General features: G+C 70.3%; 8 protein-coding genes. 6 read left to right on the plus strand and 2 right to left on the minus strand.

Annotated elements, in window-relative coordinates:
* Nucleotides 1-10 precede the first annotated feature (10 nt).
* Nucleotides 11-598: a tetratricopeptide repeat protein gene (locus BW996_RS00905; RefSeq protein WP_037479211.1), complete on the minus strand. Its 588-nt coding sequence runs from the start codon at nt 596-598 to the stop codon at nt 11-13.
* 175 nt (nt 599-773) lie between these two features.
* On the opposite strand from BW996_RS00905, the gene BW996_RS00910 reads away from it, so the two are divergent.
* Complete coding sequence (locus BW996_RS00910) at nt 774-2054, plus strand: TIGR03862 family flavoprotein (protein ID WP_037479208.1); 1281 nt, start codon at nt 774-776, stop codon at nt 2052-2054.
* Between the two features lie 263 nt (nt 2055-2317).
* Nucleotides 2318-3772 (plus strand): methyl-accepting chemotaxis protein, encoded by a 1455-nt coding sequence (locus BW996_RS00915; RefSeq protein ID WP_051631654.1) that lies wholly within the window; start codon nt 2318-2320, stop codon nt 3770-3772.
* A gap of 262 nt (nt 3773-4034) precedes the next feature.
* On the opposite strand, the gene dnaE is transcribed toward BW996_RS00915, so the two are convergent.
* Entirely contained in the window at nt 4035-7625 is a 3591-nt protein-coding gene (dnaE, locus tag BW996_RS00920) for a DNA polymerase III subunit alpha (protein WP_037479205.1), read from the minus strand.
* Between the two features lie 237 nt (nt 7626-7862).
* Between dnaE and BW996_RS00925 the strand changes: the two genes are divergently transcribed.
* The 4 genes from BW996_RS00925 (at nt 7863) to BW996_RS00940 (ending at nt 15242) form a co-directional block, all read left to right on the plus strand.
* Entirely contained in the window at nt 7863-10802 is a 2940-nt protein-coding gene (locus BW996_RS00925; protein WP_037479202.1) for a tubulin-like doman-containing protein, read from the plus strand.
* On the plus strand, nt 10799-12415 hold the full coding sequence (locus BW996_RS00930; RefSeq protein WP_037479200.1) for a hypothetical protein: 1617 nt from the start codon (nt 10799-10801) through the stop codon (nt 12413-12415). Before BW996_RS00925 ends, BW996_RS00930 begins: the two co-directional genes overlap by 4 nt.
* Before the next feature lie 214 nt (nt 12416-12629).
* The gene (locus BW996_RS00935; RefSeq protein ID WP_037479197.1) at nt 12630-14075 is read left to right on the plus strand and encodes an MBOAT family O-acyltransferase; all 1446 of its coding nucleotides are present in this window, start codon (nt 12630-12632) and stop codon (nt 14073-14075) included.
* 30 nt (nt 14076-14105) lie between these two features.
* Nucleotides 14106-15242 carry an SGNH/GDSL hydrolase family protein gene (locus BW996_RS00940; RefSeq protein ID WP_037479194.1) on the plus strand — a complete coding sequence of 379 codons (1137 nt, stop codon included), beginning with the start codon at nt 14106-14108 and terminating at the stop codon, nt 15240-15242.
* Nucleotides 15243-15254: the final 12 nt, after the last annotated feature.

Consider the following 15254-nt stretch of genomic DNA (forward strand, 5'->3'; position numbering starts at 1 on the left):
GAAGAGGGTGTCAGTACAGAACCCAGACGCCGGCGCGCCAGGCCCAGTAGTACGGGTAGGCGCTGTACCACCAGGCGATGCCGTTCTTGCGGTAGTGCTCGCGCCAGCGGTAGCGTGCTTGTTCATCCTGCTTTGCCTTGGTGGCTTCGGGCAGCAGCCTTGCCGATTCGTTGTCGCCGCGTTCTGCGGCGACCGACAGCCAGCGCTCGGCCTCGGCGGGATCGGACCCCATTTCCTGCAGGCCGGTGAGGTAGATGCGACCCAGCGCCGCCTGGGCGCGCAGGTCGCCACGCTCTCCGGCCTGGCGCAGCCACTGGATGGCCTGGTAGCTGTCCATGCGCACGCCATCGCCGCGCATCAGGCGGATGCCCAGGTCGTAGGCCGCTCGCGGATCCTTGGCGGCGATGTCCTTCAGCGTGGCCAAGCGACGGGTTTCCTCGGGGTTGTCGTCCTTGGTGGCGTCGAAGGTGGCGGTGTCTCGCGGTCGGTCGGAGCAGCCCTTGTCGTCGCAGATGCGCACGTTGGCCGAGGGCACAGTCTGTAGGCAGCCACCCAGGGTCAGTGCGAGTGACAGGGCCAAGGAGGTGGTCTTTGTCATGGGCGGAGTCGTGGCTGCATAGCCCGACTGAACTGTGGTGAACTGTGATGAACATTATGGCGCCAGCTCCGGCGCGGTGGCGCCCTCTCGCAAGTAACGGTGACCTGGCTGGCGGACCGAGACGCCTGTCGGGCGTCGCGCGCGCGGCCCTTCGGCGAGCCCCTAGACTCGCCGCATGTCTGCCCCATTTTCTTTCCGCGTCGCCGTCGTCGGCGGCGGCCCCGCCGGCCTGATGGCCGCCGATGTCCTGCTCGCCGCCGGTGCGCAGGTCGATCTCTTCGATGCCATGCCCTCGGTCGGGCGCAAGTTCCTGCTCGCCGGCAAGGGCGGGCTGAACATCACCCATGCCGAGCCCGAGGCGGCCTTTCGTGGCCGCTACCGCGAGCGCGTCACCGAGGTGGGCCGCTGGCTCGACGACTTCGGGCCCGAGGCGCTGCGCGCCTGGGTGCATGCGCAGGGCATTTCGACCTTCGTTGGCAGTTCCGGCAAGGTTTTCCCCGAGGGCATGAAGGCCGCGCCGCTGCTGCGCGCCTGGCTGCACCGGCTGCGCGCGGCCGGGCTGGCGCTGCATGCGCGCCACCGCTGGAGCGGACGGATCGAGGCCGCGCAGGGCGAGGGCGGCGGCTGGACGTTGGGCTTCGACACGCCGCACGGGCCGCAGGCCAGCACGCATGACGCGATCGTGCTGGCGCTGGGCGGCGCGAGCTGGGCGCGGCTGGGTTCGGACGGCGCCTGGCAGCCGTGGCTGGCCGGGCAGGGCGTCGACGTGGCGCCGCTGGCGCCATCCAACTGCGGCTTTGACATCGCCTGGAGCGACTTCCTGCGCGAGCGCCATGCCGGCACGCCGCTGAAGAATGTGCGCCTGAAGTTCACCGATCGCACCGGCCAGGTGTTCGACCGCCTCGGCGAGGCGGTGCTGGGCGCCCACGGGCTGGAGGGCAATCTGGTCTACGCGGCCTCTGCGCTGCTGCGCGACGAGATCGCCGCCTGCGGCCACGCCGACGTCGCACTCGACCTGCTGCCGGCCAAGGACGAGGCGACGCTGGCCGCCGCGCTGGCCCGCGGCCGTGGCGCACGCTCGATGATCAACCACCTGAAGGAGCAGGCCGGCATTCACGGCGTGCGCGCGGCGCTGCTGCGCGAGGGGCTGGACGCGCCGGCCTGGCAGGCGCTGTGCGCGGATCCGGTGGCACTGGCCGCGCGCATCAAGGCGCTGCCGCTGCGGCTGCTGGCCGCGCGCCCGATCGACGAGGCCATCAGCAGCGCCGGCGGCGTGCGCTTCGAGGCGATGGACGCGCGGCTGATGCTCTCGGCGCTGCCGGGCGTGTTCTGTGCCGGCGAGATGATCGACTGGGAAGCGCCGACCGGCGGCTATCTGCTGACGGCCTGTCTGGCCAGCGGCCGGGCGGCGGGGCAGGGGGCGATGGCGTGGCGTTCGCTCCCGCGCGTTGGCTGATGGTTGCAATTGAGCCGGTTTGTCCTGGACGATCTCAAGTCTTGCCGGCCAGCGTCGATAGGAGGGCCTTGCTCATGATGTCGTCTGCACCATGCCTGTCGCTGCACCGACGATGACCTCGTCCTCACCGTCGAGATCGCCAGCCTTGCTGGTGCTGATGCTGCTGCTCTGGATCGGCCTCTCCGGTGCAGCGCTGTGGCATCTGCGTCCTGAGTCCGTGTCCCCGGATATCTGTCGCGTGCGCTGATTCGCAGCGTCTGCCGATGCTGCTGCAGGAGATGGTCTTGGATAGTGTCGATCTTCAGAACCGGCAGTTTCATCGCCGGGCCCACCGCGTGGCGATCATCTGTGCCAGTGCCCACCTGCTGCTGTGTCTGGGCCTGGGCCTGGTGACGTCCACGCTGATGCTGGCGCTGGTGGTCGGACTGCCAGCCTTGCTGATTCCGGCTTGGTTCGCACACCGTGATCCGGCATCTCTGCTGTCACGTCTGGCGATGGCCACGGGTTTCATGATCTTCACCGCCCTGATCATCCAGCAGACCGGTGGTGACATGGAGGCACACTTCAGCTTTTTCGTGCTGATGTCGGTGCTGGTGGTCTACTGCGACTGGCGGCCCATCGTGTTCGCGCTCGGCCTGATTGCCCTGCATCACGGTAGTTTCACGGTGCTGCAACAGATGGAGTCTGGCGCGATCGTGTGGAACAGCCAGCGCAGCGGCTGGAGCCATTTCTGGGTTCATGCGGGCGTCGGCACGGTCCAGGCTCTGGCGCTGTCCTACTTGGCCGTCATGCTGCGGAATCTGGTGCAGGGGTCCTTCCAGGTGAACGCGATGGCCAGTGCGATCAGTGAGGGTCGATTCGAGTCCGCGCCGCCGGCCGGCGCTGATGCGCCAATGATCGCCGCGATGGTGGGCATGCAGGCGCGACTGGGCATGATGATGCGCCAGGTCGATGGCGCCGCTGCCAACCTCAGCTCAGCTCTTCAGGAGATCGCCTGCGGATCCGCCGATCTGGCTGCCCGCACCGAAGCCAGTGCGGCGCGCACCCAGTCCACTTCGGTCGAGATCGAGGCCGTGGTGGATCAGTCACGTGACACGCTCAAGGTCACGATGGAAGCCGAGCAGAGCAATCACCGTCTGGCAGCGGCCGTCTCGACGGTGCTGGCGTCGACGCACCAGTTGCTGAGCACGATGCAGCAGATCGATGCCAACAGCAGGCGCATGTCCGAGATCATCTCGGCCATCGACGGCATTGCCTTCCAGACCAACATTCTGGCCCTCAATGCGGCGGTGGAGGCTGCCCGGGCTGGCGAGCAGGGGCGGGGCTTTGCGGTGGTGGCCAACGAGGTGCGCTCGCTGGCTCAGCGCAGCGCGGCTGCAGCCCGCGACGTGCGAGACCTGATCCAGGCCGCGGTGGCGAGTGTCGGCGAGGGCAACCAGATCGCTCGTGGCACCGGCCAGGCGCTGGGCGAAATGGAGGGACTGATTTCCCGCGCCCAGGCTCTGATGCACCAGACTGCGCAGGCGACCAGGCAGGGTCAGCCCCGGCTGGAAGCCCTGAGCCAGTCCCTTCGGGACATCGACAGCACCATGCAGCAGAACGCTGCTTTCGTCGAGCAGCTGGGCGCTGCGACGATGGCCCTGCGCGAGCAGGAGGCTGGACTGCGTCAGGCACTGGCCTCGCTGCGGCGCGATTCGCCCGCGAGCTCGCTGGCCTGAACAAAAAAAGACGCCCCCTCGCGGGGGCGTCCCTGGCCGGCCCCGGGAGCAGGTCCGGCCCTTCATGCTTCATGCGCTCATCAAGGGTTCAGGTGTGACGATCAGGCCGGTTGAGTAGGCCGGCCTGCAGGAACTCGTCAACCTGGGATGAAGGTTAGCAGCGTGAATCCCTGACGCCGAGCCCGCTTTTCCGGATCGGTCTCCCGAGGACAAGGGGCGGCGTGAAGGCCTGCGCACTTCCCTGGCGTTCCCGGCCCTCGGCTCAGCCGGCGCTGTCGTCGGTGTAGACGAGCTGGCTCTGCGCGCCGCACTGCGCGGCCCACTGCGCCAGCGCCTCGTCGCTGGGCCAGAAGCGCGAGCGCTCGCCCAGGTCGACATCGCCCACCGCCTGCTCGCGCACGATGCGCAGGCGCACCGGCACGCCGCGCGTCAGCGTCTCGCCGAATTCGGTGTCTTCCTGCTTCGGCGGATGCGCGGCCAGCACTGCGTCGAGCGGCGGCAGCGTGCGCCCGACCACCACGCGCAAAAAGCGCGCATGGCGGCAGCGCGCCTCGGCCAGATCCGAGATCTGCTGCACGTTGAAGCGCAGGCCGCCGCTGAAGCGGTCGGGCTGGACCTTGCCGGTCAGGATCAGCAGCTCGTCGTCCTTGAGCCGCTCGGTGTTGGCGTTGAGCAGCTCCTCGGCCACCACCGCCTCGATCGCGCCGCTCTTGTCGTCGAGCTTGAAGATCGCCGCGCGGCCGCGCTGGCCGTTGACGACGCGCAGGTCGGTGACGATGCCGGCCACCGTCTGCGGCTCGCGGCTGTCCTGCAGATCGGCGATCTCGCGGCGCACGAACTGGCGCACCTCCGGCGCGCTCTGGTCGAACAGGTGACCCGACAGGAAGTAGCCGATGGCGACCTTCTCGTGCGCCAGGCGCGTCTTCACGTCCCAGGGCTCGACGGCCGGATAGTCGGGCTCGCGGGTGGAGCTGCCGTGCGCGTCGGCGTCGCCGAAGTCGAACAGGCCGCCCTGGTCGGCGTGTGCGGCCTGGTTGTCGGCGTACTCGAAGGCCAGGCCGACGCTGGCCAGCAGCTGTGCGCGTCCGTCCAGCCCCAGCGGATGCAGCTTGTCGAAGGCGCCGGCCTTGATCAGCGCCTCGACCACGCGCTTGTTCAGGCTCTTGCGGTCGACGCGGTGCGCGAAGTCGAAGATCGAGTGGAAGGGGCCGCCCTCGGCGCGCGCGCGCAGGATGGCCTCGATCGCGCCCTGGCCGGTGCCCTTGATCGCCCCCAGGCCGTAGCGGATGAGCCGGTCGCCCGCCTTGCCCGGCGCCGGCTCGAAGCGGTAGACGCCGACGTTGACGTCCGGCGCCTCGAAGGCGATGCCGAAGTGCTGGGTGGCGTCGTCGCGCAGGATCTTGAGCTTGTCGGTGTCGTCGAGCTCGATGGTCATGTTCGCCGCGAAGAACTCGGCGGCGTGGTGGACCTTGATCCAGCCGGTGTGATAGGCCAAGAGCGAATAGGCGGCGGCGTGCGACTTGTTGAAGCCGTAGCCGGCGAACTTCTCCATCAGGTCGAAGACCTCGTCGGCCTTGTCCTGGTCGATGCCCTTCTTGGCGGCGCCCTCGCGGAACAGCAGGCGGTGCTGCGCCATCTCCTCGGGCTTCTTCTTGCCCATCGCGCGGCGCAGCATGTCGGCGCCGCCGAGGCTGTAGCCGCCCAGCACCTGGGCGGTCTGCATCACCTGCTCCTGATAGACCATGATGCCGTAGGTCTCGGCCAGCACCGGCTCGACCAGCGGGTGCGGGTACTCGACCACCTCGCGGCCGTGCTTGCGCGCCACGAAGCTGGGGATCAGGTCCATCGGGCCCGGGCGGTAGAGCGCGTTCAGCGCGATCAGGTCTTCGAGCCGGCTGGGCTTGGCGTCGCGCAGCATGCGCTGCATGCCGCCCGATTCGAACTGGAACACCGCCTCGGTCAGGCCGTCGGAGAAGAGCTTGTAGACGCGCGCGTCATCGAGCGGAATCGTCTCGAAGGCGAAGTCCTGGCGGTGCGCATGGCGCGCGACGATGAACTCCTTGGCCAGCTCCAGGATGGTCAGCGTCGCCAGGCCCAGGAAGTCGAACTTCACCAGGCCGATGGCCTCGACGTCGTCCTTGTCGTACTGGCTGACGGCCGAGTCGCTGCCGGGCTGCTGGTACTGCGGGCAGAAGTCGGTGATCTTGCCCGGCGCGATCAGCACGCCGCCGGCGTGCATGCCGATGTTGCGCACCATGCCTTCCACGCGGGTGGCGAGCTTGAGCAACTCGGCCACTTCCTCGTCGTTCTTCTCTCGCGTCTCGATTTCCGGCGCCTCGTGGCGGGCGTAGATCAGCTTGGACTTGGCCGGGTCGAAGTTGTCGGGCAGCGGTGCCAGCGTCACCGTCTTGCCCGGCGGGGCCGGGATCAGCTTGGCGATGGAGTCCACATGGCCGTAGCCCATGCCCAGCACGCGGCCGATGTCGCGCAGCGCCGCCTTGGCCGCCATCGTGCCGAAGGTGGCGATCTGGCTCACCGCCGGGCGGCCGTAGCGGTCCTTGACGTAGTCGATGACGCGGTCGCGGTTGCCCTGGCAGAAGTCGATGTCGAAGTCGGGCATCGAGACCCGCTCGGGGTTGAGGAAGCGCTCGAACAGCAGGTTGTACTGCAGCGGGTCCAGGTCGGTGATCGACAGCACGTAGGCCACCAGCGAGCCCGCGCCCGAGCCCCGGCCCGGGCCCACCGGGCAGCCATTGGCCTTGGCCCAGCGGATGAAGTCCGACACGATCAGGAAGTAGCCGGGAAAGCCCATCTTCAGGATGGTCGTCAGCTCGAACTCCAGCCGCTCGACATAGCGCGGGCGCTCGGCGTCGCGCTTCGTGGTGTCGGGGAAGAGCAGCTTCAGGCGATCTTCCAGGCCCTCGAAGGAGAGCTGGCGGAAGTAGTCGGCCATCGGCATCGGCGAGCCGTCGGCCAGCAGCGGCGTGGGGAAGTTGGGCAGCTGCGGCTTGCCCAGCACCAGCGTCAGGCTGCAGCGCCGCGCGATCTCGACGGTGTTGGCGATCGCGCTGGGAATGTCGGCGAAGAGCGCGGCCATCTCGGCCTGTGTCTTGAAATGCTGGTCGCGGCTGAAGCGGCGGATGCGCTTCGGATTGGCCAGCGTGTCGCCGTCGGCCACGCAGACCCGCGCCTCGTGGGCCTCGAAGTCGTCGGGCTCCAGGAACTGGATCGGGTGGGTGGCCACCACCGGCAGGCCGAGCCGGGCCGCCAGCGGCACGGTGGCGCGCACATTGGCCTCGTGGCCGCTCAGCTGCGCGCGCTGCAGTTCCAGATAGAAGCGGCCCGGAAAGACCGCCGCCAGCCGCTGCGCGACATCGCGCGCGCGCGCCGTGTCCCCCATCGCCAGCGCCTGGCCGACCGCGCCCATCAGGCCGCCGGAGAGCGCGATCAGCCCGCCGCCGAGCTCCTCCAGCCACGCCCACTTCACCCAGGCCTGGTTGCCGCGCTGCACATTGGTGATCCACGCGCGCGACAGGATCTCCGACAGGTTCAGATAGCCCTGGCGGTCCTGCACCAGCAGCAGCAGCCGGGTGGCGGGGCGGGCGTCACCCGCGGTGGCCGGGCCGTCGGGCTCGAGCCAGATGTCGACGCCGATGATCGGCTGCACGCCTTTCTTGCGCGCGGCGTTGTAGAACTTGATGCCGCCGAACAGGTTGGACAGGTCGGTGATGGCCATCGCGGCCTGGCCGTCCTTCGCGGCGGCATCGACCGCGTCGTCGATCCGCAGCGTGCCGTCGACCACGGAAAATTCGGTGTGGGAGCGCAGGTGGACGAAGTTCTTCGGGGCAGTCATCGCGGGATTGTAGGCAGCGGCTGTTGCAACTCGTGTCAGATGTCGTGATCTCTGCAACTTCGGGTGCCGGACTGGAAGTGGAAATAACGCAAAATGCCGCGCGATTACCCCGTAATTCCGGGGGCCATGCGGGGCGATCCGGCGGCGGGGGGCCGGCGGTTTGCCGGGACCATAGCGACCGCCGGGCGGCAGTGCTGCCGCAACCGGCATGACGACATTGCTGGATACGACGCTGACATGAATCATCTGTATCTCGGGCTCGGGGGGGCCGGTGTCCGGGTATGGCAGGCTCTGTGCCGCAGGCTGGCCTGCCGCATCGAGCCCGCCGGTCGCCGCGCGGTGCTGGAGCCGCTGCTGATCGACACCGATCCGAAGGAGTTCCGGGACGATGCGCCCGGCTGGCGCCATCTTGGCAGCAGTCTGGTGCCGCCGGCCCCGCAGCGGCTGCTGCTGGGCGCCAGCGCCGCCGAGCTGCATGCGCTGCTGCGCGCTCGGCCTGAGCTGCGCGCCTGTCTGGCGCTCGAGGGCCTCGACTGGGAGGCGCGGCTGCTCGAGCTCGGTGCCTTCGATGCGCCGCTGTCGCAGGTGGCGGCCCGGCTGCCGGGCTGGCCCTCGCGCCGGCTCGGCCGGCTGCTGCTGGCGCACGGCCAAGGGCGGGTGCGGCTGGCGCTCGATGCGGTCTCGCAGGCGCTGCAGGCCCGCCACACGCATCCGTCGCTGACGCTGCATCTGGTGGTCCAGCTCGGCGGGGCCACCGGCGCGGGTCTGCTGATCGACCTGCTGCAGCTGCTGCGCCAGCATCCGCCAGCCACCCGCTGCAGCGTGCATCTGCATGCGCTGCTGCCGCAGGACGACACCGCCGCCGGCCGGCCCGCGCCGCTGGCCGAGGTCCAGGCCTATGCGGTGCTGCGCGAGCTGCAGGCCGCCGCGCAGGAGGGTCTGTTCGAGCTGTGCCTGCTGTCGGCGCGCACCGACGAGCGCGGCCTGCAGCCGCTGGACGCGGCCGGACGCGAGCAGCGCCTGGCCGACTGGATCTTCCAGCGGGTCAGCGGCGAGCCGGAGTGGCTGACGCCGCCGCGCGCCGCGGGCCAGGCCGCCCGCCGGGGCGAGTTCGCCGCCTTCGGCCTGGCCGAGCGCACGGCCGACCGGGTCGCGCTGCGTAGCCATCTGAGCCATGAGCTGCTGCTGCGGCTGCTGGCCCAGCTGCGCTACAACCACTGGCGCCCGGGCCTGGGCTTTGTCACCCATCCGCGCCCGGTGCCGGTCGAGGCGATGGAATCGATGGAGGCGCTGCTGGCCGGCTGGGGCCTGAGCGAGGCGCATCTGCAGCTGGCCGCACCGCTGTCCGAGATCGACGGCGACAGTCCGCCGGGCACGCCGATCGAGCAGGAATGGCAGGCGCTGGAGGCGCACTACCGGCAGCTGATCGATCTGGTCGCGCCGGCCCGGCGCGCCACCGAGCTGCGGCGCCTGTTCGAGCAGGGGCTGGAGGAGCGCTTCCGCGGCCAAGGCATCGATGCAGCCTTCGATCTGCCCGACCATGCGCTGCGCCGCCGCGCGGTGGTGGTGCGCCAGCGGGTCGAGTCGACGCTGTGGGAGGACTGGCGCGAGGGTCGGCGCGCGCTGCATGAGTGCGGTCAGCTGCTGGCGGCGGTGCTGGCCGATCTGGCTGACCGTGTCGAGCCGCTGCGCCAGGAGCAGCACGGGCTGGAGACCCAGGCCGCGCTGCTGTGGCAGCAGATCGAGGCGGCCGAGCAGGCCGCCGCGGTGCGTCCGGGCATGCTGGCGCGGCTGCGGGGCCAGACCGCGCAGGTCGATGTCGAGGCGCTGATCGAGCTGCTGCGCGAGTACGCGCTGGCGCGCACCCGCTCGGCGGCGGTCACGCTGACGCTGCGGCTGGTTGCCGAGATCGAGGCGCAGCTCACCACGCTGCAGGGCATGATCGACGCGGGCGAGATGGAGCTGGCCGCGCTGGTCGAGACCACCGATGCGGCCGCCGCCGCCGCGCTGCCGCCGGCCCGGCCGGAGGCCGGCGAGTCCCGGCTGGACACGCGCGAGCTGCTCAACCCCTGGCGCCAGCAGCTCATCACCCGCGAGACCATGCAGCGCGAGCATCTGCGGGTGCTGCGCGCCGGCCTGTTCGCCCGGCTCGGCGAGCAGGCGAGCTTCCGCATCTTCGCGCAGCGCATCGGCGAGGCGGCCACCTGCGACGCGCTGCTGGCGGCCTGTGCGCAGCGCCTGCCGCCGGCGCAGCTTCAGCCGGTGGTCGCGGGGGCCTGGGACGCCTGGCTGGCCGGGCTGCAGGCAGAGCCCGAGCGGCTGGCGCGCGAGCAGGCGGCGCTGCGCGCGCAGGCGGCGGTCTCGCTGCTGTGGTCGTCTGAGCAGGCGCCCGGCGCCAGCATCCAGGAATGCCTGAGGGTGCCGGCGCTGCCGGAGCCCGGTGACGCAGTGAGCGCCGATGTCGACGAGGACGAGGGCGGCGGCGGCATCGCGGCGCGGGCCGTGCCGACGCTGCAGCCAGCGGACCTGGCCCGGCTGCTGCGCCGGCCCGGCGGCGCCGGCACCGCGCCGACGCTGCAGATGCGCGCCGAAGGCGAGGGCGCGCTGGTGCTGATACGCCTGGTGCGCGGCCTGCCGCTGCAGGCGCTGCGCCCGGTGCAGGAACTGCACCGGCTGCATGAGGCGCATCGGCTGCAGGCGGGGCGCGCGGCGCTGTGGCTGCAGCTCGACGAGGCGGCCTGCCTGCCCGAGCTGCTGGCGGTCGACGTGCAGGCGCAGCAGGCGCGTGCGCGCACCGTCGTGCTGCTGGCCGAGGCGCTGGGCCTGCTGCGCCACGAGCCCGAGCCGCTGACCGGCGCGCCGGTGCTGGTGCATGTCAGCCTCGATGCCGACGGCTTCGAGATCGCCCGGGTGCGGCTCGGTCGCGATCCGCTCGAGGCGGTCGACCAGGCCCGCGAGCGGGTGCTGCATGATCTTTTTGATGAGGTCTGCGCCGAGCTGCAGTCCGGTCGCCACGGCTCGCCCGAGGCGATCGCCGGCTTGCGCGACCGCATGCGCGACCGCATCGAGATGCTGCGCCGGCAGTCGCCGCCCACCCAGTGGGACACCATCAGTCGCGACTGGAACGAAGCCGCCCGCGAGGCGATGAAGCTGATCCGTCAGGAATGCCCCCGATGAGCCGTGCTGTCTGCACCAATCTGCCCGCCGCCTGCAGCAAGGCGGCTTCCCGTGCGCTGCTGCCGCTGAAGTCACCGGACGATCGCTGCCCGGAATGCGGCGCCGCGCTGCTGCCGATCGATGCGGCGGTCGAGGCCTCGCCGGCCGGCGCAGCGCGCTGGCTGGTCCCGGTCGTCGGCGTCGTGCTGGTGGCCACGGCGGGCTTCTTCCTGTCGGGGCTGGGTGGCAAGTCGGCTTCGGAGTCCGGCGTGCGGGCCGGGGCGGGCGCCGGGCTGGTCACCCAGGCGGGCGCGACGCTCGAAGGTCAGCCGCCTGCCGCCGGCCTGCCCGCGACCCTGACGCTGCATGGCGCCGCGCTGCTGGGCCCGGACCTGATGGCCGAGCTGGTCCAGGCTTTCCTGCGCGCCGACGGTCTGAACGATGCGCGCCGGCCGGACCCGACCGTGCCGCTGCTGGTGGCGCGCACCTCCGCCGGCGCACGGCTCGAGTTCCGGCTCGATCCGGCGCTCTCGGTCTCGGGTGCTGCCGGGCTGCGGCGGGTCTCGGTGCTGGGTGACGACATCGGCGTCGACGACATCACCCTCGGCCTGGACGCGCTGGCGGTGGTGGTCCATCCGGACAGCCCGCTGCGCTCGCTGACGCCGGGGCAGCTGCGCCAGCGCCTGCTCGGCCGCGCCGGCCGGGCGGATGCGGTGCACCTGCCGGCCGATCCCGCACTGCAGGCGCTGGTGTCGCGCCAGCTGCTCGCTGGCGAGGGCCTGCCCACCGCGCTGCCCGCCCATGCCGACAGCCGTGAGCTGCTGAAGGCGGTGGCGGCCGATCCTGAGGCCATCGGCCTGGTGCCGCTGGCCGAGGTCGGCACCGCGCGGGTGCTGCCGGTGGCCGATGCCTCGGGGGCGGCCTGGATGCCCGACGCGCAGACCCTGGCCGCCGAGCGCTATCCGCTGACGCACCGGGTGGTCATGCACCTGCCGGCGGGCTCGGACGCACGGCTGCAGCGCCTGGCCAGCTATCTGGCCGGGCCGGCGGCGCAGCAGCGCCTGGCCTCCCGGCTGGCGGTGCCGGCGGTGCCGCAGCTGCTGGCGGCCGGTCAGCCCGCCACCGCCGAGACCCTGCCGGCACCGCGCCTGCCGCGTGACCAGACCGCGCTGATCCGCCAGGCGCGGCTGCTGGGGGGGCGCATCGGCTTCGAGGCCGGCGCCGACACGCTCGATGCGGTGGCGCGTGCCGAGACCGAGCGGCTCGGCCGTCTGCTGGCGGCCGGCCAGATTCCGCGTGGCGCGGCGATTCTGGTGCTGGCCAGCGCCAACGATCCTGGCGGCTTCTGCGGCAACCGCACGCTGTCGGAGCGACGAGCTGCGGAGGTCGCCCGGGTGCTGGGCGAGCTCGGGGTGAAGGTCGATGTGGTGCGCGGCATCGGTCGCCTCGGTCCGGCCGGGCTGGACGCGACGCCGGTGGCCACGATGGAGCGTCGTGCCGAGATCTGGATCAGCGAGACGCCGCTGCGCCAGCCGCCGCCCTTCCGCTGCTCGCCTGGACCGGGGCGGGCCGGGGAGGGGGCAGCGGAGGGTGCCACCCCGGTGGGGGCCTCGGCGGCTGCATCGGCCTCATGACGGGGCATCCTGCGCGATCTCTGCTCCGGTCGTGATCTCTTTACACCGCCTGCCTAGGGGGTAAGGGCTAATGAATCACGCTTTTACATTGTAAATCTCTTTATGATTATTTTCATTTAAGGGGGCGGGTCAGCACAAGATCCGGGTCACAAGCCAAGAAAACGGGGCGCAATCGGGCGACCTCGCGGCCCCCTCCATCCTGTTCGGGGGGGTCATGCTTTTCAACTCGGCGGAATTCATCCTGCTGTTCCTGCCGGTGGTGCTGGTGATCTATCACGCGCTGCCGCACCGTGGACAGAACATCTTTCTGGTGCTGGCCAGCTGCGTGTTCTATGCCAGCTGGGACTGGCGCTTCCTGCTGCCGCTGCTGTTCACCACCGGGGTCGACTACCAGATCTCGCTGAAGCTGGCCGAGTCGGTGCGCCGCGGCGAGCCCCAGCAGGTGCGCAAGCGCTGGATGCAGCTGAGCATCGCGCTGAACCTGGGCCTGCTGGGCTTCTTCAAGTACGCCAACTTCTTCGCCCAGTCGGCGGTCGATGCCGGCCGGTTGCTCGGGCTGGACTGGTCGCTGCCGGTGATGGAGATCGTGCTGCCGGTGGCGATCTCGTTCTACACCTTCCAGGCGATGTCCTACACGATCGACGTCTACCGGGGCGAGCTGCATCCCTGCGACTCGTTCTGGGACTTCTTCCTGGCGGTGCTGTACTTCCCGCATCTGGTGGCCGGTCCGATCCAGCGCGCCTCGACGCTGCTGCCGCAGGTGATCCGCCCGCGCACGATGCAGCGCGACGTGGTGATCGAGGGCCTGCACCTGATGCTGTGGGGCTACTTCAAGAAGGTCTACATCGCCGACAACCTGACGCCCTGGGTCGACGCGGCCTTCCGCGCCGGCGCCACGCCCGACACCGCGACGGTGGTGACCGGCGTGCTGGCCTTCACCTTCCAGATCTACTGCGACTTCTCGGGCTACACCGACATCGCGCGCGGCGTGGCGCGGCTGATGGGCTTCGAGTTCACGCTGAACTTCCGTCTGCCGTACTTCGCCACCAACCCGTCGGACTTCTGGCGGCGCTGGCACATCAGCCTGTCGAGCTGGCTGGCCGACTACCTGTACAAGCCGCTGGGCGGCAACCGCGGCTCGCGCTGGATGACCTGCCGCAACCTGATGATCACGATGCTGCTGGGCGGCCTGTGGCACGGCGCGGCGTGGAATTTCGTGCTCTGGGGCTTCTACCACGGCCTGATCCTGGTGCTGCACCGCCTGGCGCAGCCGGCGCTCGAGCGCATCGGCCAGCGATTCGAGGCGATGCCGAGCCTGTGGCTGACGCTCCGCATCGCGACGATGTTCCTCATGACCTGCTACGGCTGGCTGCTGTTTCGCGCCACCTCGCTGGAGCAGATCGCCTCGATGACGCATCTGCTGCTGGTGCCGCAGGGCGGCTTCGACTGGGCGCCGCTGGGCGAGGTGCTGAAGCTGGTCGCGCCGCTGCTGCTGGTGCAGTGGGTGCAGTGGCGCACGGGCGAGCTGTACTTCTCCCGGCTGCTCTGGGGCGGGCGTCTGCGAGGCGCGCCGCTGCGGGTGACGGGCTACGCCGTCATGGCCTATCTGTGCCTGTTCCTGGGCGGCCAGCCGCAGTCCTTCGCCTACTTCCACTTCTGATTCCACCTCCGATCTCGTGGAGACCTGCTGATGATGACGACCCTGCTCAAGCATCGTCCGGTCCGCTGGACCGCCTATGCGCTGCTGGCGCTGCTGACCCTGGAGTGCTGTGCCCGTCTGGAGGACAAGCTTCGCCAGCAGGCGCCGATGAACCGCCCGCACAGCATCGACTCGGTCTTCCATGACAGCCCGGAGGGCCGCCAGGGCCGGCCCGGAGCCCGCTTTGCCAAGTGGTCGATGAACTCGCTGGGCTACCGCAGTCCCGAGCCTCGCCCCGACAGCAGCGTGCGCATCCTGACCTTCGGGGCCTCCGAGACCTTCGGGCTCTACGAGAGTGCGGGCAACGAATATCCGCGCCAGCTCGAGCGCGAACTGCAGCGTCGCGGCCTGTCGAATGCCGAGGTGATCAACATCGCGCTGCCAGGCATCCGCATCGGCCACGCCGACTATCTGCGCGAGGCGATCGCTCGGCTGCAGCCGCAGTGGGTGTTGCTGTATCCGTCTCCGGCCAACTACATCGGGGCGGAGAACACGCTGTGCCGGGAGGGGGGCTCGACCCGCGCGGTGAGGATGACGCCGTCACCCGAGCAGATGGCCCCGCTGCCGCCCAAGCTGCATCTGCGCCTGGCCGGCAAGCTCACGGACATCGCCAAGCCGCTGATGCCGCTGCAGATGACGGTGGCGCTGAAGCAGCTGTCGATCCAGCGCTTCGAGGCGCGTGGCGAGGTGATGGATCGGCTGCCCGACGCGCAGCTGGACCGCTTCCTCTCCGACCTGTCCTGCACCGCGCGGGTGGCCGAATCGATGGGCGCGCGGCCGCTGCTGGTCACGCACGCGACCCGCTTCGGTCCCGGCTTCGAGCGAGGCGATGGCCTGATGCTGACGAACTGGCGCTCCTTCTATCCGGAGCTGCGCGAAGAGGGGCTGCTCGACATGGAGCGCAGGGCCGCCGAAGGCATGCGGGCGCTGGCACAGGCACGCCAGCTGCCGCTGGTCGATGCCTCGGCCAAGATGCCGGGGGGCGCCGAGAATTTCGCCGACTTTGTCCACTTCACGGACGCAGGCGCGCAGCGCATGGCCACGCTGGTGGCCGACACGCTGGCGGACACGATCCGGCGGGGGCTGGAGCGTCCGAAGGTGGTGGCGTCGGTCACGGTCGCGCCATGAGGCCGCGAGCGG

Source organism: Sphaerotilus natans, assembly GCF_900156335.1.
Classification (GTDB): Bacteria; Pseudomonadota; Gammaproteobacteria; order Burkholderiales; family Burkholderiaceae_C; genus Sphaerotilus; species Sphaerotilus natans.